This window comes from Gordonia sp. p3-SID1431 (assembly GCF_025143765.1).
In the GTDB taxonomy this organism is placed as follows: domain Bacteria; phylum Actinomycetota; class Actinomycetes; order Mycobacteriales; family Mycobacteriaceae; genus Gordonia; species Gordonia hongkongensis.
This window is the reverse complement of the sequence record NZ_JAMBDT010000054.1, coordinates 1-25,575: the sequence shown is the minus strand read 5'-3', so window position 1 is coordinate 25,575 and position 25,575 is coordinate 1. Positions and strand designations below refer to the sequence as shown.

Annotated in this window: 21 protein-coding genes; 6 read left to right on the top strand and 15 right to left on the bottom strand. The window is 69.5% G+C overall.

Annotation, left to right across the window (positions count from 1 at the left end; all coding sequences use genetic code 11):
• Positions 1 to 52: 52 nt before the first annotated feature.
• The 14 genes from M4D77_RS14455 to infC all read right to left on the bottom strand — a co-directional run bounded on the left by M4D77_RS14455 (position 53) and on the right by infC (position 15,977).
• Positions 53 to 559 (bottom strand): arginine repressor, encoded by a 507-nt coding sequence (locus M4D77_RS14455; protein ID WP_010844368.1) that lies wholly within the window; start codon positions 557 to 559, stop codon positions 53 to 55.
• 13 nt (positions 560 to 572) lie between these two features.
• On the bottom strand, positions 573 to 1,496 hold the full coding sequence (gene argF, locus M4D77_RS14450) for an ornithine carbamoyltransferase (protein WP_058253843.1): 924 nt from the start codon (positions 1,494 to 1,496) through the stop codon (positions 573 to 575).
• Positions 1,493 to 2,686: an acetylornithine transaminase gene (locus M4D77_RS14445; RefSeq protein WP_137810674.1), complete on the bottom strand. Its 1,194-nt coding sequence runs from the start codon at positions 2,684 to 2,686 to the stop codon at positions 1,493 to 1,495. Before M4D77_RS14445 ends, argF begins: the two co-directional genes overlap by 4 nt.
• The gene (gene argB / locus M4D77_RS14440) at positions 2,683 to 3,600 is read right to left on the bottom strand and encodes an acetylglutamate kinase (RefSeq protein ID WP_226513468.1); all 918 of its coding nucleotides are present in this window, start codon (positions 3,598 to 3,600) and stop codon (positions 2,683 to 2,685) included. The genes M4D77_RS14445 and argB overlap by 4 nt, the downstream gene beginning before the upstream one ends.
• Positions 3,597 to 4,859: a bifunctional glutamate N-acetyltransferase/amino-acid acetyltransferase ArgJ gene (gene argJ / locus M4D77_RS14435; RefSeq protein WP_226513469.1), complete on the bottom strand. Its 1,263-nt coding sequence runs from the start codon at positions 4,857 to 4,859 to the stop codon at positions 3,597 to 3,599. The genes argB and argJ overlap by 4 nt, the downstream gene beginning before the upstream one ends.
• Positions 4,856 to 5,905, bottom strand: a complete 1,050-nt coding sequence (gene argC, locus M4D77_RS14430; protein ID WP_058253847.1) for an N-acetyl-gamma-glutamyl-phosphate reductase — start codon at positions 5,903 to 5,905, stop codon at positions 4,856 to 4,858. Before argC ends, argJ begins: the two co-directional genes overlap by 4 nt.
• Before the next feature lie 58 nt (positions 5,906 to 5,963).
• Positions 5,964 to 8,441: a phenylalanine--tRNA ligase subunit beta gene (pheT, locus tag M4D77_RS14425; protein ID WP_259936503.1), complete on the bottom strand. Its 2,478-nt coding sequence runs from the start codon at positions 8,439 to 8,441 to the stop codon at positions 5,964 to 5,966.
• A gap of 63 nt (positions 8,442 to 8,504) precedes the next feature.
• Positions 8,505 to 9,557, bottom strand: coding sequence for a phenylalanine--tRNA ligase subunit alpha (gene pheS / locus M4D77_RS14420; protein WP_065632027.1), 1,053 nt, complete (start codon positions 9,555 to 9,557; stop codon positions 8,505 to 8,507).
• Positions 9,558 to 9,681: 124 nt separating this feature from the next.
• Positions 9,682 to 11,076, bottom strand: coding sequence for an acyltransferase family protein (locus M4D77_RS14415; RefSeq protein ID WP_065632026.1), 1,395 nt, complete (start codon positions 11,074 to 11,076; stop codon positions 9,682 to 9,684).
• 110 nt (positions 11,077 to 11,186) lie between these two features.
• On the bottom strand, positions 11,187 to 13,667 hold the full coding sequence (locus M4D77_RS14410; protein WP_065632025.1) for a Tex family protein: 2,481 nt from the start codon (positions 13,665 to 13,667) through the stop codon (positions 11,187 to 11,189).
• A gap of 46 nt (positions 13,668 to 13,713) precedes the next feature.
• The gene (locus M4D77_RS14405) at positions 13,714 to 14,523 is read right to left on the bottom strand and encodes an RNA methyltransferase (protein WP_259936502.1); all 810 of its coding nucleotides are present in this window, start codon (positions 14,521 to 14,523) and stop codon (positions 13,714 to 13,716) included.
• Between the two features lie 47 nt (positions 14,524 to 14,570).
• Positions 14,571 to 14,951, bottom strand: a complete 381-nt coding sequence (gene rplT, locus M4D77_RS14400; protein ID WP_010844357.1) for a 50S ribosomal protein L20 — start codon at positions 14,949 to 14,951, stop codon at positions 14,571 to 14,573.
• A gap of 43 nt (positions 14,952 to 14,994) precedes the next feature.
• Positions 14,995 to 15,189, bottom strand: coding sequence for a 50S ribosomal protein L35 (gene rpmI / locus M4D77_RS14395; RefSeq protein WP_012834577.1), 195 nt, complete (start codon positions 15,187 to 15,189; stop codon positions 14,995 to 14,997).
• Between the two features lie 146 nt (positions 15,190 to 15,335).
• The gene (infC, locus tag M4D77_RS14390; protein WP_162540013.1) at positions 15,336 to 15,977 is read right to left on the bottom strand and encodes a translation initiation factor IF-3; all 642 of its coding nucleotides are present in this window, start codon (positions 15,975 to 15,977) and stop codon (positions 15,336 to 15,338) included.
• Between the two features lie 265 nt (positions 15,978 to 16,242).
• Here infC and M4D77_RS14385 point away from each other — a divergent pair, with 265 nt between their 5' ends.
• Positions 16,243 to 16,668, top strand: a complete 426-nt coding sequence (locus M4D77_RS14385) for a DUF1844 domain-containing protein (RefSeq protein ID WP_259936501.1) — start codon at positions 16,243 to 16,245, stop codon at positions 16,666 to 16,668.
• A 73-nt stretch (positions 16,669 to 16,741) separates the two neighbouring features.
• The gene (locus M4D77_RS14380; protein ID WP_259936500.1) at positions 16,742 to 17,029 is read left to right on the top strand and encodes a PspA domain-containing protein; all 288 of its coding nucleotides are present in this window, start codon (positions 16,742 to 16,744) and stop codon (positions 17,027 to 17,029) included.
• A gap of 115 nt (positions 17,030 to 17,144) precedes the next feature.
• Here the strand turns inward: M4D77_RS14380 and uvrA are convergent, their stop codons facing one another.
• Complete coding sequence (gene uvrA / locus M4D77_RS14375) at positions 17,145 to 20,027, bottom strand: excinuclease ABC subunit UvrA (protein ID WP_068971019.1); 2,883 nt, start codon at positions 20,025 to 20,027, stop codon at positions 17,145 to 17,147.
• Positions 20,028 to 20,268: 241 nt separating this feature from the next.
• Between uvrA and M4D77_RS14370 the strand changes: the two genes are divergently transcribed.
• From M4D77_RS14370 to M4D77_RS14355, 4 genes are all read left to right on the top strand, one after another.
• On the top strand, positions 20,269 to 20,967 hold the full coding sequence (locus M4D77_RS14370; protein ID WP_068971018.1) for an MBL fold metallo-hydrolase: 699 nt from the start codon (positions 20,269 to 20,271) through the stop codon (positions 20,965 to 20,967).
• Between the two features lie 238 nt (positions 20,968 to 21,205).
• Positions 21,206 to 22,300: a DoxX family protein gene (locus M4D77_RS14365; protein ID WP_259936498.1), complete on the top strand. Its 1,095-nt coding sequence runs from the start codon at positions 21,206 to 21,208 to the stop codon at positions 22,298 to 22,300.
• 105 nt (positions 22,301 to 22,405) lie between these two features.
• Positions 22,406 to 23,095 (top strand): hypothetical protein, encoded by a 690-nt coding sequence (locus M4D77_RS14360; protein WP_259936497.1) that lies wholly within the window; start codon positions 22,406 to 22,408, stop codon positions 23,093 to 23,095.
• Positions 23,092 to 25,440, top strand: coding sequence for an AAA family ATPase (locus M4D77_RS14355; RefSeq protein WP_259936496.1), 2,349 nt, complete (start codon positions 23,092 to 23,094; stop codon positions 25,438 to 25,440). Before M4D77_RS14360 ends, M4D77_RS14355 begins: the two co-directional genes overlap by 4 nt.
• Positions 25,441 to 25,575: the final 135 nt, after the last annotated feature.

Here is a 25,575-nt window from a genome sequence, read left to right as displayed (position 1 = left end):
GTGGTCTGCCGGTTCCGCGGAGGCGGAACCGAGAATGTCGATGCGGCGAGGGTTACACGAGGCCCTCGATCCGGCGGGCGAGTTCCGCTCCGTCGAGCGGCTCGCGCGCGACGACGAAGATCGTGTCGTCCCCGGCGATCGTCCCCACGACGTCGGGCAGGCGCGCCCGGTCGAGCGCAGCCGCCAAGTAGTGCGCGGCGCCCGGGGGCGTTCGCAACACCGCGAGGTTGCCACTGCTGTCGGTCGAGACCAGGAGGTCCGACACGAGCCGGCCGAGCCGGTCGGTGCCGCCGGACACCCCGCGGACGGGCGAACCGTCTTCGGGCACCACGTAGACCCCGGCGCCGCCGTCCGCGGCCCGGAGCTTCACGGCCCCGAGCTCGTCGAGGTCGCGTGACAGGGTGGCCTGGGTGGCGTCGACGCCCTCCTCGGCGAGCAACCGCTGCAGCTCCGACTGGCTGCGTACCTGATGCGTGGACAGGATCTCGATGATGCGCGCATGACGCCCCGCCCGGGTGGCGGCGAGGCGGCTCTCCGAGGGTTCGGCTCCGGCGGTCATCGTGGGTGTCCGCTCACTGGTGGTCCAGCAGCCAGATCAGCAGCGCCTTCTGCGCATGCAGGCGGTTCTCCGCCTCGTCGAACACGACGCTGCGGGGTCCGTCGATCACCGAGGCCGTGATCTCGTCGCCACGATGGGCCGGCAGGCAGTGCAGCACGATCGCATCATCGGCGGCATGCATGAGCAGGTCATCGTTGATCTGGTACGGCCGGAACGGCGCCGTGCGGTCCTTTCCGTCGTCCTCTTGCCCCATCGACACCCAGGTGTCGGTCACCAGGACGTCGGCCCCCGTCGCGGCGGCGACGGGGTCGGTCTCGAGCGTCACCGAGCCGCCGGTCTGCGCGGCACGCTTCTCGGCGTCGGCGATCACCGCCGGGTCCGGCTGGAAGCCGTCCGGCGAGCTGAGGACGACGTGCATGCCGGCCGTGACGCCGCCGAGCGCCAGCGAATGCGCCATGTTGTTCGCGCCGTCACCCAGGTACGTCATCGTCAGGCCCGCCGGCTGGCCCTTGTGCTCGGCGATCGTCTGCAGGTCGGCGAGCACCTGGCAGGGGTGGAACTCGTCGGACAGCGCGTTGACGACCGGCACCGTGGCGGTCGAGGACAGCGCTTCGAGCCGGTCCTGCCCGAACGTCCGCCACACGATGGCGTCGACGAAGCGGGACAGGACGAGGCCGGTGTCCTCCAGGGTCTCCTCGCGGCCGAGCTGTGTCGTCCGGCCGTCGACGACGACCGCATGACCGCCGAGCTGGGCGATGCCGACCTCGAACGAGAACCGGGTGCGGGTGGAGTTCTTGTCGAAGATCACCCCGACCCCGCGGGGGCCCTCCAGCGGCCGGAAGTCGAACGGCTTCGCCTTGACCTCGGCCGCGAGTGCGAGCACCTCGGCCTGCTCGGCCGGGGTCAGGTCGTCGTCGCGCAGGAAATGTCTGGTCATGGCTTGTCCCCCTCGTTCGATGTGGCGGCGGTGTCGAGCAGTGTCGGTAGCGCGCGCACGAAATCCTGTCCCTGCTCCTCGGTGAGGATCAGCGGCGGGGCCAGGCGCAGGACGTCGGGCGCGGGTGCGTTGATCAGGAACCCCGCGTCCCGGGCGGCGGCCTCGACGCGCTGCGAGAGCGGCTGCGTCAGCACGACACCGAGCAACAGGCCGGATCCACGCACATGCGAGACCAGCGGATGCTGCAGGTCCTCGATGCCGGTCGCGATCGACTTCCCCACCGCGGCAACGGAATCGAGGAGACCGTCGGCTTCGATGACCCTCAGGACGGCCAGCGCGGCGGCCGCACTGACCGGATTGCCACCGAAAGTGGTGCCGTGCTGGCCCGGCCCGAACAGGTCGGCCGCCGGGCCGGTGGCGATGCACGCGCCGATGGGGAGGCCACCGCCCAGCCCCTTCGCAAGCGTCATCACATCGGGGACCACGCCCACCTGCTGATGGGCGAAGAACGTACCGGTGCGGGCGACGCCGGTCTGCACCTCGTCGAGGATCAGCAGCGCGCCGCGCTCCTCGGTGATCCGGCGAGCGGCCGCCAGGTAGTCGGCCGGGGGCACGACGACGCCGGCCTCGCCGAGGATCGGTTCGAGGATCACCGCGGCGGTCTGGTCGGTGACCATGGCGTCGAGCGCGTCGACGTCACCGTAGGGAACGAACCGGACGCCCGGCGGCATCGGTTCGAACGGAGTGCGTTTGGCGGGCTGACCGGTCATCGCGAGCGCACCCATGGTGCGTCCGTGGAAGGCCTGCTCCGCCGCGACGATCTCGGGCCGGCCGGTCCGTCGGGCCAGTTTGAACGCGGCCTCGTTCGCCTCGGTGCCGGAGTTGCAGAAGAACACGCGACCCGGATGACCGAACCGGCCGAGCAATGCCTCGGCGAGTTCGACGACGGGCGGGGCGATGTACAGGTTCGACACGTGCCCGAGCGTCTGGAGCTGGCGGGTGACCGCGTCGACGATCGCCGGGTGGGCGTGGCCGAGGGCGTTCACCGCGATCCCGCCGAGCAGGTCGAGGTAGCGCTTGCCATCGGCGTCGGTGACATACGCTCCCGAGCCCTCCACCAGGGCGATCGGGGGTGTGCCGTAGTTGTTCATCAGCGACTGTGCCCAGCGCTGCTGCAGTGGCGCGGTCATGCGTCCTCCTCAGGCGCGACGACGGTGGTGCCGGTCGAGCTCTCGGTCAACAGTTCGGCCAGTACGGAATGGGCGACACGCCCGTCGATCACGTGTGCGCGGTCGACGCCGCCGGTGACGGCGCGCAGGCAGGCCTCCATCTTGGGGACCATGCCGGAATCCAGCGACGGCAACAGCGCGGTGAGTGTGTCGGTGTCGATCTGGGACACCAGGGATCCGCGGTCGGGCCAGTCCGTGTACAGGCCTTCGACATCGGTCAGCATCACCAGCCGGGACGCCCCCAGCGCCTCGGCGAGAGCACCGGCCGCGGTGTCGGCGTTGATGTTGTGCACCACCCCGTCGCGGTCCGGCGCGATCGTCGAGACGACCGGGATGCGGCCGGCGGCAACCAGATCCAGCACCGCCGAGGTGTTGACCGACGCGATGTCGCCGACGAGGCCGATGTCGGTGGGAACACCCTCGACGAGCACCGTGCGCCGCGTCGCGGTGAACAGGTGGGCATCCTCACCGGTGATGCCGACGGCATACGGTCCGTGCGAGTTGATCAGCCCCACGAGCTCCCGCCCGACCTGACCGAAGAGAACCATGCGGGCGACGTCCATGACCTCGGGGGTCGTCACCCGGAACCCGCCCTTGAACTCACCCGAGAGTCCCAGTCGCTTCAGCATCGCCGAGATCTGCGGGCCACCACCGTGAACCACCACGGGATGCATGCCGCAGGCGCGCAGAAAGACCATGTCCGCCGCGAACGCCTTCTTCAACTCGTCGTCGATCATGGCGTTGCCGCCGTACTTGACGACGACGGTCGCACCGGCGAGTCGCTGCAGCGCGGGCAGGGCCTCGGCGAGGACCTTCGCCTTGGCCAGGCCGGCCGCGGGGTCGATCGGGTGGACGCCCGATTTTGTCTCGCTCATGACGAATACGCCGAGTTCTCTTCGACGTACGCATGGGAGAGGTCGGTGGTCCGGACACTGGCCGCCGACTCTCCCAGCTTCAGGTCGACGACGACGGCGATGTCGGGGCCGGACAGGTCCACATCTCGCGCGCCCTCGACCCCGAAACCGTTCTCGCACACCGGGTTGCCGTTGAACGACACCGCGATCCGGTCGGGATCGACGGTCACCGGCGACGCGCCGACCGCGGCGAGTACCCGCCCCCAGTTCGGATCCGACCCGAAGAGGGCGGTCTTCACCAGCGAATCTCGCGCGACGGCACGGGCGACGGTCAGCGCGTCGTCCTCGGTGTGCGCCCCGGTGACCGTGATGACGACCCGCTTCGTGACGCCCTCGGCGTCGGCCATCATCTGGGCGGCGAGATCGTCGCAGACGGCGAACACCGCGTCGTCGAGATCGCTCTGCTCGACCGGGATCTGGCTGGCGCCCGAGCTCAGCAGCAGAACCGTGTCGTTCGTCGAGCACGAGCCGTCGATGTCGAGCCGGTCGAAGGTGCGTGCCGTCGCCCTGCGCAAGGCGGTGTCGAGCTGCTCGGCGGTGGCCACCGCGTCGGTGGTGAGCACGACCAGCATCGTCGCCAGCGACGGTGCCAGCATTCCGGCGCCCTTGCCCATGCCGCCAACGTTCCACCCCTGCGGATGGTGCAGCGCAGCCTGTTTGGGGACGGTGTCGGTGGTCATGATCGCGTGGGCCGCGTCGGTGCCGCCGGACAGGCCGCCGCCCATGTCCTGGACGATCTCGGTGACCCCGGCGAGGACCTTGTCCATCGGCAGCCGGTCGCCGATCAGTCCGGTGGAGCACACCGCGACCTCCACGGCGCCCGTGCTGGTCCCCCAGTTGCTGAGCGCGTCGGCCACCGCCTCCGCGGTCTTGTGGGTGTCCTGGAAGCCGCCCGGTCCGGTACAGGCGTTCGCGCCGCCGGAGTTGAGGATCACGGTGCGCAGCCGGCCGGTGGTGAGGACCTGCTGTGACCACAGCACCGGTGCCGCCTTCACCTGGTTGCGGGTGAAGACGCCGGCGGCGGAATGGTCGGGGCCCTCGTTGAAGACGAGTGCGAGGTCGAGCGCACCGGATGCCTTGATGCCCGCCGCGATTCCGGCGGCCCGGAACCCCAGGGGCGCGGTGACGCCCTGGTTCCGCACGAGCCGCGGGTGATCTCCGGGGGCGCCGCCCTCGATCCGGTCCTGCTCTGTTTCCGCGCTGCCCTGCGATCCGGTCACGGTGCCACTCCCACGGTGCTCAGTCCCTCGTTCTCGGTCCAGCCCAGCGCCAGGTTCATCGATTGGACTGCGGCGCCGCCGGTCCCCTTGGTCAGGTTGTCGACCGCGCCGACGACCACGAGGGTCTGTGCGCGTTCGTCGACGGTCACGCCGAGCTGGACGGCGTTGGAGCCGATCACCGAACCGGTGGCAGGCAGCCGCCCCTCCGGCAGCACGTGCACGAATTCCTCGTCCGCATAGGCCTTCTCGTAGACGGCGCGGGCCTCCTCCGCGGTGGCCCCGGTGCGCGCGGTGCACGTCGCGAGGATGCCGCGGGCCATCGGGGCGAGGATGGGCGTGAACGAGACGGTCACCGGCTGTTCCGCGGCGGCCGAGAGCGCCTGGGAGATCTCCGGCGTGTGCCGGTGGACCCCGCCCACGCCGTAGGCCCGCGCGGACCCGATGACCTCGGACGCCAGCAGGTCGACCTTGGGCGACCGTCCGGCACCCGATGCCCCGCTCACCGCGACGACGGTCACGTGCGGATCGGCGATGCCCGCGGCGATGGCCGGGAGCAACGACAGGATCGACACCGTCGGATAGCAACCGGGCACCGCGATCCGGCTCGCGTCCCGGAGCGTTTCCCGGTTGCCGGGCAACTCGGGCAGACCATACGGCCAGGTCCCGGCGTGGTCTCCGCCGTAGTACGACGTCCATTCACCGGCGTCGCGCAACCGAAAGTCGGCCCCGCAGTCGATGATCAGCGTCGTCGGCGGCAGGGCATCGGCGATCACCGCGGATGCGCCATGCGGCAGGCCCAGGAAGACGACGTCGTGTCCGGCGAGGATCTCCGGTGTCGTGTCCTCCAGGACCCGGTCGGCCAGCGGGAGCAGATGGGGATGGTGCGCACCCAGGAGCGTCCCGGCATTGCCACCCGCGGTGAGCGCGCCGATCTCGAGTTCGCCGGATCGCAGACGGGGGTGCCCGCACAGCAACCGGAGTATCTCGCCACCCGCGTAGCCGCTCGCGCCGGCCACCGCCACCCTCACCTTGCTTGTCGAAGCCATGTGATCATTATGCAGCAGGCTGCAAATCAATTCACGGCGGGGTGACACGCCGATGGGGTCAGCGGAGACGGGCCCCCACCCGCGCGGCGGCTGCATCGACGGCGGCCAGCTTGGCCTCGTTGGCCTCGTCCTCGGTGAGGGTACGGTCCGGGGCGCGGAACCGCAGCGAGAACGTCAACGATTTGTTGCCCGCGCCGACCTGTTCACCGGTGAAGACGTCGAACAGCGCGATGTCCTCGAGCAGATCGCCGGCCCCCTCACGAAGCGCCTTCTGGACGTCTGCAGCCGGGACCTCCCCTCCGACGACGACGTTGACGTCCTGCAGGACCGCGGGGAACACCGACACCGACGGCGCCGGGAGTCGCGCGTCCAAGGGCAGTGCGTCGATGTCGATCTCCACCGCGCAGGTCCGCTTCGGCAGATGGGCCCGCTCGAGCACCGCGGGGTGGAGTTCGCCGGCGTAACCGACCGTGCGGCCGTCGACCGTCAGCCGCGCGCAGCGGCCGGGATGCCATGGGCGCTGATCGTCGGCGGTGAGCTCGACGGTCACCCCCGCCGCGCGACCGATCGTGCGCGCCGCCTCGAAGGCATCGAGGTGGTCGGCGGCGCGTCCCGGACCCCAGGGGCCCGCGGGATCGCGCAGTCCGGTGAGGACGACGCCGACGTGCAGCGGCTGATGGGGCAGCGAGGCGTCGAGCGCCGCGATCTCCTCGTCGGTCGGGCGGCGCGTGACGTCGAGCGCGTCCACCGCGGCGACGTGATCGCCGGCGATGACGACCTGACCGATGGTGAACAGCGACAGATCCCGCTGACCGCGTGCGATGTTGCGGGCCGCCATCTCGAGGAGACCCGGGAGCAACGTCGTGTTGAGTTCGGGGCGATCGGATTCGAGTGGGTTGAGGACCTTCACGGTGCGCCGGCGCTCATCGTCGGCCGGCAGGTCCCAGAGGTCGAACACGCCGGCCGGCATGAACGGATACGGCAGGACCTCGACGTAGCCGTCGAGCGCAAGGGTGCGTCCCACGCTGCGCCGGCGTCGCTGAACCGGGGTGAGTCCGGTGCCGCCGGGCGCGCGCGGAACCACGGCGGGGATGTCCTCCAAGCCCTCCAGGCGCAGGACCTCCTCGACCAGGTCGGCGCGTTGCCGCAGATCGGGTCGCCACGAGGGCGGGAACACGTCCAGCTCGTCTGTCCCGGTCACCACGCAACCGACCTCGGTCAGCCGCGTCAGGGTGGTTCCCGGCGGATAGCTGACGCCCGCGACCCGGTCCGGTTCGTCGGCAGCGATGGCGATGGTCGACCGGATCGGGGTCTGGACATGGGTCTCGGACAGCGGTGAGGCGATCCGTCCGCCGGCGATCTCGACGATCAGCCGGGCGGCGCGGTCGGAGGCCACCGCGGTGATCTCGGGGTCGACGATCCGCTCGAACCGCTTGCTGGCCTCGGAGGTCAGCTTGTGGCGCTTCGCGGTGCGGAAGACCCGAACGGAATCGAAGGTCGCCGACTCCAGCAGCACCGTCGTCGTCTCGGGACCCACCTCGGTGCTCGCGCCGCCCATGACACCGGCGAGGGCGATCGGTCCGGTCTCGTCGGCGATCAGGACATCCTCGGGGTCGAGGATGCGAACGGTGTCGTCGAGGGTGGTGAGCTTCTCCCCCGGCTGGGCCGACCGGACCGTGACGGCTCCGGTGACACGGTCGGCGTCGAAGGCGTGCAGCGGCTGACCGAGTTCGATCATGACGTAGTTGGTGATGTCGACGATCGCGGAGATGGGGCGGATACCGGCGACCATGAGCCGCTTCTGCATCCACCACGGGGAGATCGCGGTCGGGTCCACACCGGTGATGACCCGAGCGGTGTAGCGGATCGCGCCAGAGTTCTCGTCGATGGCGACCGGCCACGCCGGGGCCGACCCGTCGTCCGCCAGGTCCGCGGCCCGGAGTCCGGGATCGACGAACGGGACCCCGAAGCTGCCCGCGAGCTCGCGGCCCAGGCCGCGCACCGAGAACGCGTAGCCGCGGTCGGGGGTGACGTTGACGTCGATCGCCGCGTCGGCGAGTCCCAACACCTCGCGGGCGTCCGCGCCCGGTTCGGCGGTCCCGGGCGCGAGCACGAGGATGCCGCTGTGATCGGTGCCGATACCCAGCTCGGAGACCGAGCAGATCATGCCGTCGGACACCCGGCCGTAGGTCTTGCGCGAGGCGATCTCGAAGGGACCGGGGAGCACGACCCCCGGCAGCGCGGCGACGATCAGGTCACCCTCGGCGAAGTTGCGTGCACCGCAGACGATTCCGCGGGGCTCGTCCTCACCGACGGCGACCGTGCAGAACCGGATCGGCTTCTTGAACTCGGTGAGCTCCTCGATCGTCTCTACTCGACCGATCACCAGCGGTCCGGTGATCTCCAGGAACGCCTCGATGTCCTCGATCTCGAACCCGACACGGACGAAACCGGCGTCGATCTCATCGGTGGTCGCCGACCACTGCGGGTCGCCGGCGCGGAGTACCTCGGTGTACCAGGACTGTGGTGCACGCACTGTGTATCAACTACTTTCGTCGCGTCGTGAGGAGTCGTCGGGGCGGGATCTGCGCGGTGCCGGTCAGGCGGCCGGACCGAAGGGGAGGGTGAACCGGATGTCCCCCTCGACCATGTCCCGCATGTCGGAGATGTCGTTGCGGAATTGCAGGGTGCGCTCCAGGCCCATGCCGAAAGCGAATCCGGAGTACACATCCGGGTCGATACCGCTGGCGCGCAACACATTCGGGTTGACCATGCCGCAGCCGCCCCACTCGACCCAGCCGGGTCCGCCCTTCTTGGCGGGGAACCACACGTCGACCTCGGCGGAGGGTTCGGTGAACGGGAAGTAGCTCGCCCGCATGCGGGTCGTCGTCTCCGGGCCGAAGAGTGCCCGCGCGAAGGTCTCCAGGGTGCCCCGCAGGTTCGCCAGTGTGAGTCCCTTGTCGACGGCGAGTCCCTCGATCTGATGGAAGACCGGGGTGTGGGTGGCGTCGAGCTCGTCGGTCCGGAACGTCCGGCCCGGGCACGCCACGTAGATGGGCAGGTCCCGGCTCAGCATCGAGCGCACCTGCACCGGCGAGGTGTGCGTCCGCAGGACCTGCCGCGATCCCTCGGGCGCGATGTAGAAGGTGTCCTGCATCGACCGGGCGGGGTGGTCGGGCAGGAAGTTGAGCGCGTCGAAATTGTAGTGCTCGGTCTCGACCTCCGGGCCCTCCGCGATCTCCCAGCCCATACCGACGAACACGTCGGCCACCTGCTCGGCGATGACGGTGATGGGATGTCGCGCACCCACCGGGCGCCGACCGCTCGGCAGGGTCACGTCGATGGATTCGGCGACGAGGACCGCCGCGTCCCGTTCGGCGTCGAGGACGGCGGTGCGCGCCTCCAGGGCCGCCGACACCCGGCCGCGCACCTGGTTGACCAGCTTGCCGGCTTCGGAACGCCCCTCTTTGGGGAGGGAACCCAGCGCGCGCCGGGCGAGTGCGATCGGCGAGCGATCACCGAGGTGCGCCGACTTGGCCGCGGCGAGCTGATCGAGGTCGGCCGCCGCCTCGAAGTCCTCGATGGCCGACGTCGCGGCCGCCTCGAGGTCGTCGGGTCCCGGGAATGCCGTTGCGTCGGCGGAAGTGGCCACGGTGGGCGTGCTCCTCGTGCGTCGATCGATGGATGGTCGGCATCGTCGTCGCGCTGTGCACGCCGACCCAACGGGCCGACGGACACCTCCGGCGCCGACGATGACTCCCGTCGAGGGTAGTCGACTACCGCGGGGCGCTGACCTGCAGGGAGGCGTCGTCACCGGGAAGCCCTGGCGCTGCCGTCGGACGACCGGCGGGAACCGCGAGGCAACGCGAGCAGGTGGCACAGGCGAGGCCCATGATCAGCCACCACACACCGTCGCCGGTCAGACCGCCGCGCGCGAGCATCAGCACTGCCACGCCGAGCCCGGCCAGCGCCGTCAGCAGGGCCGCGTTCCGCACCGGTCCGCTGCGCCGGGCGACCGGTTCGTCCCACCACGGCAGGGACCGGTTCTCGAGTGGGGACAGGATCGCGACCACCGGGACCATGCCCGCGAGCAGCAACACGGTCTGCGCCCCGACGATCATCGGGAAGGACGCCGCGCCGACGTCGCCGCGGTCGATGCCGGCCGCGGCGCACAGACCGATGATCGCCGCGAGCACCGGCAGATGCCAGAGATACAGCGTCATCGCGCCCCGGTTGCCCAGCACCACCCACCACCAGACGCGCGGACGGTCGGCCACGACCGCGAGGAATCGGCGCACCGCGATCGCGCCCGCGCACAACACGATCGCGTGGCCGGCGAGCAGCAGGCTCGGCGGACTCATGTTGGACAGGTGCTGGCCCGGAACCGTCACGAGGGAGACCTCGTAGGGTCCCCACGTGACGAGGACGAGGTCGGCTGCCAGCGCACCGGCGGCCGCGAGGACGGCGAGCCCGGGCCGCAGGATCTTCTTGGCGTACGCGACCCCGAGGACCGCGGGGATCGTCCACACGGCGAGGAAGTTCAGGTAGCCGAGCGCTGCGGGGCCGTCCGTCAGTCGGACGGCGTCGACGATCGCCGTGCTCCCCCAACACACCGCCAGGGCGGCCAGCACACCACCGACGGACCGGAGGCGCTGCAGGAACGGGACCACCGCCAGTACGAGCAGGTAGGCGCCGAGGAACCACAGCAACTGCACCCCGAGACGCGCGACCACGTCGGCCGCCGCCGTGGCACCGGTGCCGGACAGGACGGTGTACACGGCCGCGACGGCTCCGAGGTACCAGAACACCGGCCGCATCAAGCGTTGTGTCCGGGCGACGAGCCATTGCCCGGCGGTCGGTGTGTCACCGTCGCCGCGCGAGGTCCAGCCGCGGGTCGCCGCGGCGGCACCGGCGAAGAAGAACAGCGGCAGCACCTGCAGCAGCCAGGTCGCCGGCTGCAGTGCGGGCACGTCGCCGAGTGTGTTGCCGAGATGAATCGAGTCGTCGGTCACGTCGACGGTGAGCATGATCGAGTGACCGGCGACCACGACCGCCAGCGACATGATGCGGATCAGGTCGATGACGCGGTCGCGGTCCCCGGTGAGGGCGGCGAGTTCACGAGGCGTGGGCAGACCGGTCGACGCCGGCCGTCCCGAGACGATGCTGGGCATGGCGTCGAGTCTCGACCGCGGCGACCGGGACGGCCTGAGGGAAACTACTCGCTCGGGGTCGGCAATCCCCGCATCCGCGAACACACAACCGGCCCGCCCGGGCCGCGACCCTACTTGCCGAAGCCGGCTCGCTTGAGCGCGTCGGCCATCGCCCCGCTGGGTGCCGGGCGTCGATCGTTCCGGTTCCCGCCTCGGTTGCCCTGCCCCTGAGCGCCCCGGCCCTGGCCGCCCGGGTTGCCCCGTCCGCCGCCACGCTGCTCGTTCCTCCGCGGCTGATTGCCGCCGCCACGAGCACTGTCCTCCCGCCCTTGCCCGCGAGGCGCGCGGGAGGGTTTGCCGTCACTGCCCGGTTCGTCGTCGAGCCGCAGCGACAACCCGATGCGTTTGCGGTCGATGTCGACGTCCATGACCTTGACCTTTACGATGTCGCCGGACTTGACGACCTCGTGGGGGTCGGAGACGAAGCGGTGTGCCATCGCCGAGACGTGGACGAGGCCGTCCTGGTGCACGCCGACGTCGACGAATGCGCCGAAGGCGGCCACGTTGGTGACCTGACCTTCGAGGACCATCCCCGGGGTCAGGTCGGAGACCTTCTCGATGCCCGTGGCAAACGTCGCGGTCTTGAACTCCGGCCGCGGGTCGCGCCCCGGCTTGTCGAGTTCGGCGATGATGTCGACGACGGTCGGACGACCGAACGTCTCGTCGACGAACTCCTCGGGTCGCAACTTGGTGAGGGTCGCGGTGTCGCCGATCAGCGACCGGACATCGGTGCCCACCTTCTCGAGGATGCGTGTGACGACCGGGTACGCCTCCGGGTGCACGCTCGACGCGTCGAGCGGATTGTCGCCGTCGGCGATGCGCAAGAAGCCGGCGCACTGCTCGAAAGCTTTGGGGCCGAGCCTGGGCACCGCGGTGATCTGCTTGCGATCCCGGAACGCGCCATTGGTGTCACGATGCGCGACAATCGATTCCGCGAGGCCCGCGGTGATGCCGGACACGCGGGACAGCAGCGGCACCGACGCAGTGTTCACGTCGACGCCGACCGCGTTCACCGCGTCTTCGACGACCGCCCCGAGTGAGCGCGCGAGCAGGGTCTCGGAGATGTCGTGCTGATACTGCCCCACCCCGATCGACTTCGGATCGATCTTCACGAGCTCGGCGAGCGGATCCTGCAACCGGCGGGCGATCGAGACCGCGCCGCGGATGGAGACGTCGAGGTCCGGCAATTCCTTCGACGCGTACGCCGACGCCGAGTAGACCGAGGCACCCGCCTCGGACACGACGACGCTCGTCGGCGGCTTCTTGCCGGCCTCCTTGATCGCGGCCAGCAGCTCGCCGGCGAGCGCATCGGTCTCGCGTGAGGCGGTGCCGTTGCCGATGGCAATGAGTTCGACGCCGTGCTTCTCGACGAGTGCGCCGAGCACCGCGAGCGAGCCGGACTTGTCGCGCCGGGGCTCGTGCGGATAGATCGTCGCGTGGTCGACGACCCTTCCGGTCGCGTTCACCACTGCGACCTTCACGCCGGTGCGTAGGCCGGGATCGAGACCCATCGTCGTACGGGACCCGGCGGGCGCGGCCAGCAGGAGGTCCTTGAGGTTCGTCGCGAACACGGCGACCGCGTCGGCCTCGGCGGCCTGACGCAGCCGCATCCGGACGTCGAGGGACAGCCCGACGAACAGCTTGGTCCGCCATGCCCAGCGCACCGTGTCGGTGAGCCACCGGTCGGCCGGACGCCCCTGATCGGCGATGCCGAACCGGGCGGCGATGCGCTGCTCGTACGGTCCGGGGCCGGCGGGCCGGTCGGCCGCTTCCGGGTCGGCGTCGAGGGTGACCGACAGGATCTCCTCGCGCTCGCCGCGCAGCACGGCCAGCACCCGGTGCGACGGCAGCGAGGTGAACGGCTCGGAGAACTCGAAATAGTCGGCGAACTTGGCGCCGGCCGACTCCTTGCCGTCCCGAACCGTTGTGCGCAACACTCCGGTCTGCCACATCAGCTCACGGAGTTCGCCGACGAGGTCGGCGTCTTCGGCGAACCGCTCGACGGCGATCGCGCGGGCGCCGTCGAGCTGCTCGGCGGTGAAGGTCGCCGGGTCCGTCGTCGGGTCCGAGAGCAGTGCATCGGCCACCGGCTCGTGTCCGGCCTCGCGTGCGATCTGGGCCTTGGTGCGGCGCTTCGGCTTGTAGGGCAGGTAGATGTCCTCCAGGCGCGCCTTGGTGTCGGCCTCGAGGATGCGCGCATCGAGTGCGGCGTCGAGTTTGCCCTGCGCGGCGATGGATTCGCGGACGGCCTGGCGTCGGGCCTCGAGGTCGCGCAGGTAACCGAGACGCTCGTCGAGGGTACGCAGTTGCGCGTCGTCGAGGCCGCCGGTGGCCTCTTTGCGGTATCGGGCGACGAACGGAACCGTCGATCCGCCGTCCAGCAACTCGATCGCCGATCGCACCTGACCGGCGCCCACCCCGAGTTCGGTCGCGATCGCCGAGGCGATACGGGAGTTCACGACCGCGGGATCGGGCGCGGGCACCGTCTGGGGTGCAGCGGCCGGCGAGCCGGGGGTCGCGGGTGCGGGTTCGGGCGCGGAGTCGGGTGACACAGTTTCTGACACGATCGCCGACCCTACCGGCCGACTCGGACAGCGGTCAGACGCGACCCGCCGCGCCGTGGACACGGGCGCTCTCGTACAGACAGATGGCCGCCGCGGCAGCGACATTCAGGCTCTCGGCGCGGCCACGGATGGGGATGGACACGCGGTGGTCGGCGGAGCGTTGCACCTCGGCCGACAGGCCGTGCGCCTCGTTGCCGAAGAGCCATGCGACGCGGCCGGAGAGGATGTCGCCCGCCGCGTCCAGGGCGACCTCGCCATCGGCCGCGGTCGCCAACAGGCTGATGCCGGACCCCCGGATGGCGTCGAGGGCGTCGTCGACGGCGCGCTCACGCACCACGGGCACCGTGAACACGCTTCCCGCGCTCGCACGGACGCACTTGCCGTTGTGGGGGTCGACGGCATCGCCGAGCAGGATCACCGCGTCGGCGCCCATCGCGTCGGCGCAGCGGATGAGCGTGCCCGCGTTCCCGGGCTCCCGCGGCTCGACCGCGATCGCGAGGAGTCGCGGCCCGGCGGTGAGGACGGCGTCGAGCGGCACGACGAGCAACGGGCAGATCGCGAAGATGCCCGCGGGCGTGGACGTCTCGGCCAGCTTCGACGCGGCGCGGCCGGTGATCACCGACACCGGGACGCCGGCCGCCGCGGCGGTCTCGACGAGATCGCGATGACGGAACTGCTCCTCGTCGGCGACCAGGACCGCCTCGGCCCGTCCGACGGCCAGCGCCGAGGCGACGGCATTGGCACCTTCGGCGACGAAGCGACCCTGGTCGCGCCGCTCGGCCGCGCGATGCAGCTTCGCATACGACACGACCCGCGAGGACCGCTCGGACAGGACCTCCGTCATCGGAGGTTCGTCCGCGCGACTCGCGGGTCGTGGGTGCTGGTGCGCAATCAGGCAGCCGGCGCGTTGACGTCGGCCGGCAGTGCCTTGCGGGCGACCTCGACCAGACCGGTGAAGGCCTCGGGATCGGTCACGGCGATGTCGGCGAGCACCTTGCGGTCGACCTCGACACCCGCGGCCTTGAGGCCCTGGATGAGGCGGTTGTAGGTGATGTCGTTGGCGCGGGCCGCGGCGTTGATGCGCGAGATCCACAGCTTGCGGAACTCACCCTTGCGCGCGCGACGGTCGCGGTAGGCGTAGTTCAGCGAGTGGAGCTGCTGCTCCTTCGCCTTGCGGTAGAGGCGCGACCGCTGTCCGCGGTAGCCCTTGGAGGCCTCGAGGGTGGACCGACGCTTCTTCTGGGCGTTGACGGCCCTTTTCACGCGTGCCATGTGTTAGATCCTTTTGCTTGTCAGATGTCTGGGGTCGCTGGCGTCAGCGGTTGAGCAGTCGCTTGATGCGCGGGGCGTCGTTCTCGCTGACGACGGTGGTGCCGTCGAGACGACGGGTGCGCCGAGACGACTTGTGCTCGAGCAGGTGGCGGCGGTTGGCCTTCTGGCGGACGATCTTTCCGCTGCCGGTCACCTTGAAGCGCTTCGCGGTGCCCTTGTGGGTCTTGCTCTTCGGCATGTTCTTCCTTCTCTCGGGCGAACTCGGGCACCGGACCCGGCGAGGTCCGGTGTGTACCCGTGTTCGCGTGTCGTGATCTCGGCCGGAGCGGTTCGGACTCTCGTCCGGCCGATCGACTCAGTTCTCGTCCGCTCAGTGCTCGCGGATCAGCTCGCGTCTGGGGCGGCCTTCGGGCCACCGGAACGCTCGCGGCTCTCTTGCGCCTTCTGGCGGGTCTTCGCACCCTTGTGCGGCGCGAGGACCATCGTCATGTTGCGGCCGTCCTGCTTGGCCGAGGTCTCGACGAAGCCGTAGTCGGCGACATCGTTGCCCAGGCGCTGCAGCAGTCGGTAGCCGAGCTCGGGGCGCGACTGCTCGCGGCCGCGGAACATGATGGTGACCTTCACCTTGGATCCCGCTTCGAGGAACCGGATGACGTGACCCTTCTTGGTCTCGTAATCGTGGTCGTCGATCTTGGGACGGAGCTTCTGCTCCTTGATCACGGTCATCTGCTGGTTGCGACGCGATTCGCGCTGCTTCTGGGCCGCTTCGTACTTGAACTTGCCGTAGTCCATGATCTTGCAGACCGGCGGACGGGCGTCCGGAGCCACCTCGACCAGGTCGAGATCGGCCTCGTAGGCCAAGCGAAGCGCATCTTCAACACGCACGATGCCCACCTGCTCCGAGTTGGGTCCGACGAGTCGGACCTCAGGGACGCGGATGCGCTCGTTGATGCGGGTCTCAGTGCTGATGGGGCCTCCTTGTTCAATCCTGCAGTGGTAACCGTCGCGTCGTGGCGAGGGACGTATGCAAGAGAACCTGCGGGACACCTCAGCAAGGAAGCCCCGGGACTGATGTCCGCGGGGCTCCGATACCGACCGGTTCGTCCACGCGTGCCAGTGCTGACACACGCTGCCGACGACGTACAGCTCAGCATCCAGAGATGCGATCTGCGACGATCGGCGTGAACCGGACCGTGCAACTGCGAGAACCTCGCGTCGAACGGTGGGAGCGGAACTCCACTTACGACCCCGGCGCATACCAGGGCGGTCGTGCTATGGGAGTCTAACAGCCATGGCCGAGAACTCCTATTCGTCACCTGCACCGTTACCCCCGGAGGGTGCGACGGGCGATGGCGCCGACCTGGGAGATGCGGCGCACACCGATCCCGACAACGTCCGTGACCTGGGCGATATTCCGGCCATCGAGGTCATCACCCGATCCATCGTCATGCTGATGAGCGCGGCGGCCGAGAAGCTCGGCCTGGCCGAGGGGACCCCGGCCGACCGGATCGACCTGCCCGAGGCCCGCACCCTGATCACCGCCCTGGCCGGCATCGTCGACGCGTCGAAAGCCGATCTCGGCATCCACGCCGCACCGATCCGCGACGGCCTGAAGGGCCTGCAGCTGGCGTTCCGGGAGGCAAGTGCATACCCGGACGAACCCGGCGAGGGCCCGGGCGAGAAGTACACCGGCCCGGTTCGCGTGCCCCGGCGGTAGTGGCCTCGACACGCGGCGGCCTCGCTCCGCTCGGCCGGCGCTACTCGACCAGCGGAGGGCCTACGCTGGACCCATGACGAATGCCGAGGAGCCCGGACGGTCCGACGAGATCATCGATGCGGAGATCGTGCCGACCGGCCCGGTGCCCGGAGCGGTTCCCGATCCGAATTACTCCGACAGCGGCGTCCCGACCTTCGACTTCGTGCGCGACAAGATCGAGAACCGCATCTCCACCGCGATCGGGTCGCAGGAGCTGGCGGAGGCGAGCGCCGAGGGCCAATCCGTCGACGAGATGATGCGTAAGCGCGACGAGGCCGCGAAGAAGCGACTCGAGGAGATCCGCAAATCGATGGGTTCGTAGCGCTCTCCCCCGCCGCGCATTCCCCCTCAGAACACGCGAATCGCCACTTCCGTTGACGCGCGCCACTCGCAAACCAGCGCTGCTGCAACGGTAGTGGCGATTTGCGTTCGGCGACTCAGCCGACCGACGCCACCGCGTGGTCGATGTCCACGATCTCGGCGAGGAATTTGCCGGTGTGGCTGCCCGGGGTCGCGGCGATGTCCTCCGGAGTACCTTCGCCGACCACGGTTCCACCACCCGCGCCACCCTCGGGTCCCATGTCGATGACCCAGTCGGCGGTCTTGATGACATCGAGGTTGTGCTCGATCACGATGACCGTGTTGCCCTTGTCGACCAGACCGTTGATCACGGCGAGCAGCTTCTTGATGTCCTCGAAGTGCAGACCGGTGGTCGGCTCGTCGAGGATGTAGACCGTCCGGCCCATCGACCGCTTCTGCAATTCGGCCGCCAGCTTCACGCGCTGTGCCTCACCGCCGGACAGCGTCGGCGCCGGCTGCCCGAGCCGGACATAGCCCAGACCGACGTCGACGAGTGTCTTCAGGTAGCGATGGATCGAGGTGACGGGCTCGAAGAAGTCGGCGGCCTCCTCGATCGGCATGTCGAGCACCTCGGAGATGGTCTTGCCCTTGTAGTGCACCTCGAGGGTCTCGCGGTTGTACCGCGCGCCGTGGCAGACCTCGCACGGGACGTACACATCCGGCAGGAAGTTCATCTCGATCTTGATCGTGCCCTCACCGGTGCACGCCTCACAGCGGCCGCCCTTGACGTTGAACGAGAACCGGCCCGGTTGATAGCCGCGCACCTTCGCCTCGGTCGTCGCCGCGAACAACGTGCGGATCTTGTCGAAGACACCGGTGTAGGTGGCCGGGTTCGACCGCGGGGTGCGCCCGATCGGCGACTGGTCGACCTGCACGAGCTTGTCCAGGTTGTCCAGACCCTTGATGCGGGTGTGACGCCCGGGCACCTGACGCGCGCCGTTGAGCTTGTTGGCGAGCACGGTGGCCAGGATGTCGTTGACGAGCGTCGACTTGCCCGACCCCGAGACACCGGTGACCGCGGTCATCACACCGAGCGGGAACGACACGTCGATGCCACGGAGGTTGTGTTCCCGCGCACCGACGACCGTCAGCTGGCGCTTGCGATCGATCGGCCGCCGGATGTCCGGCACCGGCAGGGTGTCGCGACCGGCGAGGTACGCACCGGTCAGTGATTTCCGGTTCTTCAGTAGGTCCTTGTAACTGCCGCTGTGCACCACGTGTCCGCCGTGCTCCCCGGCCCGGGGACCGATGTCGACGATCCAGTCGGCGGCGCGGATGGTGTCCTCGTCGTGTTCGACGACGATGAGCGTGTTCCCCAGATCCCGAAGCCGCGTCAACGTGTCGATGAGTCGGCGGTTGTCGCGCTGGTGCAGACCGATCGACGGCTCGTCGAGGACGTAGAGCACGCCCGCAAGACCCGAACCGATCTGGGTGGCCAGGCGGATGCGCTGCGCCTCACCACCCGACAGCGAACCCGCGGCGCGCTCGAGCGACAGGTACTCGAGTCCGACGTCGAGCAGGAAGCGGATGCGGGCCTGGACCTCCTTGAGGACCCGTCCCGCGATCGCGGCCTGCCGGGAGTCGAGCCGCAGTTGGTCGAGGAAGTCGGCGCAATCGGCGACCGACAGGGCGCACACCTCGGCGATCGACTTCGGCCCGAACTCCGGGTGGTCGAGCGTGACGGCGAGGATCTCCGGGCGCAGGCGCGCACCCTGACAGGCAGGACACGGCACGTCCCGCATGTAGCCCTCGTACCGCTCCTTCATCTGCTCGGACTCGGTCTGGTCCATGCGGCGCGCGAGGAACGAGAGCACGCCCTCGAACTCGGTGTAGTACGAGCGGGTGCGGCCGTACCGGTTGCGGAACTTGACGTGGACCTGGTGGTCGCTGCCGTTGAGCAGGGCCCTGCGCGCCTTGATCGGCAGCTTCTTCCAGGGCGTGTTGATGTCGAACTTCATCTGATCGGCCAGCCCGGACATCAACCGGAGGAAGTAATCGGCGTTGTGCCCGGTCGACCACGGCGCGATGGCACCCTCGGCGAGCGACATCTCCGGGTCGGGCACGACGAGCTCCTCGTCGACCTCCTTGCGGATGCCGAGCCCGTCGCATTCCGGGCATGCGCCGTACGGCGAGTTGAACGAGAACGACCGCGGTTCGAGGTCGTCGATCGCGATCGGATGCGCATTCGGGCAGGCCATCCGCTCCGAGAAGCGGCGCTCGCGTTCCGGGTCGTCCTCCTCGAGGTCGACGAAGTCGAGCACGATGATGCCGTCGGCCAGACGCAGACCGGTCTCGACCGAATCCGTCAGGCGCTGCTTGGCGCTGGCCTTGACGACCAGGCGGTCGACGACCACCTCGATGTCGTGCTTCTCCTGTTTCTTCAGCTTCGGCGGATCGGTCAGCTGATGGACGACGCCGTCGATGCGGGCGCGGGAGAAGCCCTGGGTCTGGAGCTCGGCGAAGAGGTCGACGAACTCTCCCTTGCGGGTACGCACGACCGGCGCGAGCACCTGGAAGCGCGTGCCCTCGTCCATCGCGAGCACCTGGTCCACGATCTGCTGGGGTGTCTGCTTGGCGATGGGCTCGCCGCAGATCGGGCAATGCGCCTTGCCGGCGCGGGCGTAGAGGAGACGGAGGTAGTCGTAGACCTCGGTGATGGTGCCGACGGTCGACCGGGGATTGCGGTTGGTCGACTTCTGATCGATGGACACCGCGGGCGAGAGGCCCTCGATGAAGTCCACATCCGGCTTGTCCATCTGCCCGAGGAACTGCCTCGCATAGGCGGACAGTGACTCCACGTAGCGCCGCTGCCCCTCCGCGAAGATCGTGTCGAAGGCGAGGGATGACTTGCCCGATCCCGACAACCCCGTGAAGACGATGAGGCTGTCCCGGGGCAGGTCGACATCGATGCCGCGCAGATTGTGTTCGCGGGCACCTCGGACGATCAGACGATCAACCACTGCAGTCCTTACATTCTCGAGTCACAGGGCGCACAGACGGCGCACGGGCACAGTACCGACGGCCACCGACAGAAACGTCGCCATGCACTCGCCCCGGGGAGATTCGGAGTCCGACGACCGGGCGATCGGTCTCGCCGCCCGCGTGTCATCGCCGAACCGATGGTCCAGGATACGCGCGCCACGCCGGGTTTCATGGTCGCGACCGTCACATTCCGGCTGCCCGCTGTCATAGCCTGTCGGCATGACCTCCCCAGCGACACCGATCAGCGACGACTACACCGGCGACCTCTCCGAGTCGAAGACCCCACAGCGCCGCACGCTGGCGTCGGCCACCATCGTCAAGCTGTCCGTCGGCCCGATGGACAACAACGTCTACCTGGTGACCTCGCGTGCGACGGGCGATCAGCTGATCATCGACGCGGCCAACGACGCGGAGACGATCACCGAGGTCTTGTCGGCGGTCGAGGGAACACCGAAGCTCATCTTCACGACGCACCAGCATTTCGATCACTGGCAGGCCCTGGCCGCCGTCACCGAGTCCACCGGGGTGCCGACCGCGGCGGGGCGCCTCGACGCCGGTGAACTGCCCGTCACCCCCGACCGCCTCGTCGACGACGGTGACGTCCTCGAGGTCGGCGACCTCACGTTCGAGGCCATCCACCTCGTCGGGCACACCCCGGGATCGATCGCTCTCGCACTCACCGACGTCGACGACAGCGGCGAGCGAACCGTGCACCTCTTCACCGGTGACTGCCTCTTCCCCGGCGGCATCGGCAAGACCTGGAAGCCGGAGGACTTCGACACCCTCCTCGAGGACGTCTCGACGAAGCTGTTCGACCGCTTCGACGACTCGACCATCGTCTACCCCGGCCACGGCAAGGACACGACCCTGGGCGCCGAGCGCGGGTCACTCCCCGAATGGCGTGAGCGCCGCTGGTGATCCGGAAGCTGGCGACGCCGGTCGACTCCCGAGTGTTTGGTCGCCGTCGCGGGCGGTTACCTGTTCCTCGGATCGTTCGGCGAGTCGTGACCCGCGATGCCCCGTAGGTACGCAAACCGGTCACGGCACGCCGAGTGACCTGCAGATTCGTTGCGACAGGGTAGCGTTGAACGGGCCAGAAACGCGCTTCACCCGACGGATCTCGATAGCCAAACCCGACTGAAGAAGGTTGTGACCGATGATTCTCCGCCGTATCGCCCGTCCGCTCCTCGCCTCGGCGTTCGTCGCCAGCGGCGTGGACGCCATCCGGAGCCCCAAACCGATCGCGCAGTCCGCCGAGCCGGTCGTGGACAAGGCCCGGTCGTCGCTCCCGCCTGAGGTGGCCGGCCGGATCCCGGAGAACACCGAGACCCTGGTGCAGATCAACGCCGCCGCCCAGATCGGCGGCGGAATCCTGCTCGCCACCGGCAAGTTCCCGCGCGTGGCGTCCGTCGTCCTGGCCGGCACCCTGATCCCGACGACGGCAGCGGGCACCGACTTCTGGAACGAGGCCGACCCGGTCAAGAAGGAAGCCCAGCGCAACGCGTTCATCAAGAACGTCGGCCTGCTCGGCGGAGTCCTGTTGGCGGCGGTCGACACCGAGGGCAAGCCGTCGCTCGCGTGGCGCGGCCGGCAGAAGGCATCCGCTGTGGCCGCGGCGCTGCCGATCGGTGCCGCCGCCGGGTCGTCGACCTGGGAGCACCTCGTCGAGCGCACCCACGACGGCGCCGAGATCGTCTCCGAGCGGTCCGCCGACGCCGCGGCGAAGTTCCGCGAGCACGCACCCGAGATCGCCGAGGCCGCGCAGAAGCGCTCCCTCGAGCTGGCCGGCAAGGCCGCCGAGACCGCCTCCGATGTCGCGGATCGCATCAAGGACCGCGCCCCGGTCGTCGCCGACGCGGCTCTCCACCGGTCGTCGGAGCTCGCCGACACGGCGCTCGCGCGTTCGTCTGATCTCGCCGAGACCGCGCGCAAGCGGGGCCCGAAGCTCGTGAAGGAAGCGCAGAAGCGAGCCGAGAAGGCTCAGAAGCAGGCCGCGAAGGCGCAGAAGCAGGCGAAGAAGAAGGCTCCGAAGATCGCCGATTCGGCCCGCGACCGCGCGTCCGATCTCGCCGACACCGCGCGCAAGCGCGCACCGGAGTTCGCCGACGTGGCACGCGATCGGTCCGCCGAACTCGCCGACGTCGCCCGCGCACGGTCGGCCGAGCTCGCCGAGACCGCACGCCAGCTCGCCGCAGCTGCCGAGGACTCCGCCGAGCAGGGTCGCAAGCGTCTGCGCAAGGCACGTCGCTGATCCCTCGGGGTCTCCACGCGCACGAGCAACAGAACGAGCACGACCCTGAGCACAACCGATCTCACGACCACGGACGCGGTGCACCCGCCAGAGGATTATCCCTGGGTGCCCGCGTCCGCGGCGCTGAGAGAGGCCTCGCTGCACGAGATGACGCTCGCGGGTCCGCCGTTCGGGACGGTCCCGTCGGTGGGCTCGCGGCTCGTGGTAGCGGTCGGGTCGAATGCCGCCCCCGACGTTCTCCGTCGCAAGCTCGCCCACGTTCCGTCGACGGACCGGATCTGCCTCCGCACGGTCCGCGTCACGAACATCACAGTCGGCCATTCCGCCCATGTAGCGGCCCGGGGATACATCCCGGCCGCACCGATCCTCGCAGGTGAGGGCGCGATCACGACGACCGCGGCCTGGCTGGGTCCCACCCACATCGATGCTCTCGACGCCACCGAACCCAACTATGATCGACAGACAGTGACTACGCGCGACCACCCCGTTCTCGGCCGTCCCTCTCCCCTCCTTCCGGACGAGTGGACCCCGCCTGCGACCTTCGACCTGTACGTGTCCCGGCACGGCGTCCTCGCCGACCCGGTCACCGGTGACCCCGTCCCCTTCGGCGCACAGACCGACGTTCTCGAGTGGCTGTCCCGCCGACTCGACGACGAGACACTCGCCGACCCGGCGTCGCAGGTCTGCAGCCGCTTGTCCGCCGACCCCCGCGCGATGACCGCCCGCATCCGGGCCGCCGGACTGGCCCGGTCCCACGGGTCCCGCGCACCGCTGTCGATCGGGGACGGCCGATGACCGCCCTCTCGCCGGACGCCGACCCCCGCGTGGACGAGGAACAACGGCACCTCGACCGCGTGTACGGCAGGCTGGACCGGATGCGTCGGACCACCCAGCGTCGGTTGTCGTCGACGCTCTCCGAACGCGGCGGCACACCGCAGGCGCTGTCCGAACGCGAGTCCTACGAGCGGATGTACAACGAGGATCTCGCCAAATTCGATGCCGCCGAACACAATCTGTATTTCGGTCGTCTCGACCTGGAGGACGGCGAGATCCGGCGCATCGGACGCATCGGTGTCCTCGACGACGGTTTCGCCGACGACGGCGAACTCGACGCCACCGCCACCGACGCCACCCTGCTGCTGGACTGGCGCGCGCCGCTGGCCCGGCCGTTCTATCTGGCGACGCCCGCCGCGCCCGAGGACGTCGCGCGCCGTCGCCACATCCGGACCCGCAGCCGCAAGGTCCGCGGGGTGAGCGACGAGTCCCTGACCGCAGGCGATGCGCTGCTCGACGACTTCGGACACGGCGACGTCGTCAACGAGTCGGCTCTTGTCGCGGCCCTCAACGCCGCCCGCACCGGCGAGATGACCGACATCGTCGAGACGATCCAGCGCGAGCAGGACCTGATCATCCGGTCGACGCATCGCGGGGTCACCGTCATCCAGGGCGGCCCCGGAACCGGCAAGACCGCCGTGGCGCTGCACCGAGCCGCCTACCTGCTCTACACACATCGCGAGAACCTCTCGCGCAGCGGCATTCTCATCATCGGACCCAACGACGACTTCCTGAACTACATCGGCCAGGTGCTGCCCTCGCTGGGCGAGTCCGGCGTGCTCCTCTCGACCATCGGTGACCTGTTCCCCGGCGTCCGCGCGGGCACCGCCGACCCGCGGACGACCGCCGCGGTCAAGGGCGGACTGCGCATGGTCGACGTCCTCAAGCGGGCGGTGCGTGCCCAACAGTCGCTGCCGTCCCGGCCCGAGGCAGTCGATTTCGACAGCTACACCGTCGAGATCGACTCGGCCCTGGTCAAGGCCGCGCGCGCCAAGGCCCGCGCGACTCGACGCGCCCACAACCTCTCGCAGAACGCCTTCCTGAAGGCGGGACTCGCCGAACTCGCGGCGCGGCACGCGGCGGCCATCGGATCGAGCCTGCTCGACGGTTCGCAGTTGCTCAGCCCCGCCGACATCGCCGACATCCGCGACGACATGAGCCGCGATCCCGACATCCGTGCCGCGTTGCTGCGGTACTGGCCGACGCTGACCCCGCAGGCCCTGCTTCGCGACCTGCTCGGCGACGAACGCGCGATCCGCAAGGCCACCCCGGGTTGGACGGACGCCGATCGTGCGGCGCTGCACCGTCCGTCGCGCCCTGCCACGACGTCGGGCGCGGACTTCTCGCCTGCCGACGTCCCATTGCTGGACGAACTCGCCGAGCTGATCGGTTACGGCACCGAGGACGCGGAGCGGGCCGAACGCGCACGCTGGCGTCGCCAGTTGGCCGAGGCGCAGGACGCACTGGACATCCTGACCGGCTCGGCGCCGCAGGACCTCGAGGACGAACTCGATCCCGAGATCCTGATGGCCTACGACCTGATCGACGCAGAACAGCTCGCGTCCCGCCAGACCGAGACACGACGCGCCACGACGGCCGAACGTGCCTACGGCGACCGCACCTGGACGTTCGGCCACGTCATCGTCGACGAGGCCCAAGAGCTCTCCCCCATGTCCTGGCGGATGGTGATGCGACGCATCCCGAATCGGTGGATGACGATCATCGGCGACACCGCTCAGACATCCGACGAGGCGGGCACGCGCTCGTGGGCCGAGGTCCTGGAGCCGTATGTCGCGAAGCGCTGGCAGTTCAAAGAGCTGTCGGTCAACTACCGGACCCCGAGCGAGATCATGGAGTACGCCGCGCGCGTCCTCGACGAGATCGGCAACGGCGAGAAGGCCCCGACCTCGTTGCGCAGCAACGGGATCGAGCCGGTGGCGCTGCGGGCGGACAACGACTCCCCGCGGAGCATCGCCGACGCCGTCCTCCGAGCCGTCGGGCTCGCCGAACCCGACGGCCTCACCGCCGTCGTGGTCCCCGATCACCTGCACGACCCGATCGACGCGGCGCTGGCGCCGGATCGCTTCACGCTCCCCGACCGGGAACCACCCCGGGTGTACACGGTGCGGAGCTGTAAGGGCCTGGAGTTCGACACGACCATCGTCGTCGAGCCCGCTGCGATCATCGACCAGTCACCACGCGGGCTCAGCGACCTGTACGTCGCCCTCACCCGGGCGACCCAGCGACTCGTCGTCGTCCATCGGGGCGACCTCCCCGACGCCCTTGCGGATCTCCCGGCCGGCTGAGGGCGCGCGATCCCCGCTCCGCTCCCGGTTGATGCGACCTGCCGACCCGGTTACTGCGAAAGCACTCGTTGTGATCGGAGCGGCCCAATTACTGCTCCCTGAGGAGGCCGGAGCTTGCGGAGGCCGTCACGAAGG

What these genes read in the sequence shown, in the direction of transcription:
- M4D77_RS14355 (WP_259936496.1), top strand. Translation starts at nt 23,092, where the DNA reads ATGACCGCCCTCTCGCCGGACGCCGACCCCCGCGTGGACGAGGAACAA.
- argB (WP_226513468.1), bottom strand. Translation starts at nt 3,600, where the DNA reads ATGAGCGAGACAAAATCGGGCGTCCACCCGATCGACCCCGCGGCCGGC.
- rpmI (WP_012834577.1), bottom strand. Translation starts at nt 15,189, where the DNA reads ATGCCGAAGAGCAAGACCCACAAGGGCACCGCGAAGCGCTTCAAGGTG.
- rplT (WP_010844357.1), bottom strand. Translation starts at nt 14,951, where the DNA reads ATGGCACGCGTGAAAAGGGCCGTCAACGCCCAGAAGAAGCGTCGGTCC.
- M4D77_RS14405 (WP_259936502.1), bottom strand. Translation starts at nt 14,523, where the DNA reads ATGACGGAGGTCCTGTCCGAGCGGTCCTCGCGGGTCGTGTCGTATGCG.
- M4D77_RS14370 (WP_068971018.1), top strand. Translation starts at nt 20,269, where the DNA reads ATGACCTCCCCAGCGACACCGATCAGCGACGACTACACCGGCGACCTC.
- M4D77_RS14385 (WP_259936501.1), top strand. Translation starts at nt 16,243, where the DNA reads ATGGCCGAGAACTCCTATTCGTCACCTGCACCGTTACCCCCGGAGGGT.
- M4D77_RS14380 (WP_259936500.1), top strand. Translation starts at nt 16,742, where the DNA reads ATGACGAATGCCGAGGAGCCCGGACGGTCCGACGAGATCATCGATGCG.
- M4D77_RS14455 (WP_010844368.1), bottom strand. Translation starts at nt 559, where the DNA reads ATGACCGCCGGAGCCGAACCCTCGGAGAGCCGCCTCGCCGCCACCCGG.
- M4D77_RS14445 (WP_137810674.1), bottom strand. Translation starts at nt 2,686, where the DNA reads ATGACCGCGCCACTGCAGCAGCGCTGGGCACAGTCGCTGATGAACAAC.
- argC (WP_058253847.1), bottom strand. Translation starts at nt 5,905, where the DNA reads ATGGCTTCGACAAGCAAGGTGAGGGTGGCGGTGGCCGGCGCGAGCGGC.
- M4D77_RS14365 (WP_259936498.1), top strand. Translation starts at nt 21,206, where the DNA reads ATGATTCTCCGCCGTATCGCCCGTCCGCTCCTCGCCTCGGCGTTCGTC.
- M4D77_RS14415 (WP_065632026.1), bottom strand. Translation starts at nt 11,076, where the DNA reads ATGCCCAGCATCGTCTCGGGACGGCCGGCGTCGACCGGTCTGCCCACG.
- argF (WP_058253843.1), bottom strand. Translation starts at nt 1,496, where the DNA reads ATGACCAGACATTTCCTGCGCGACGACGACCTGACCCCGGCCGAGCAG.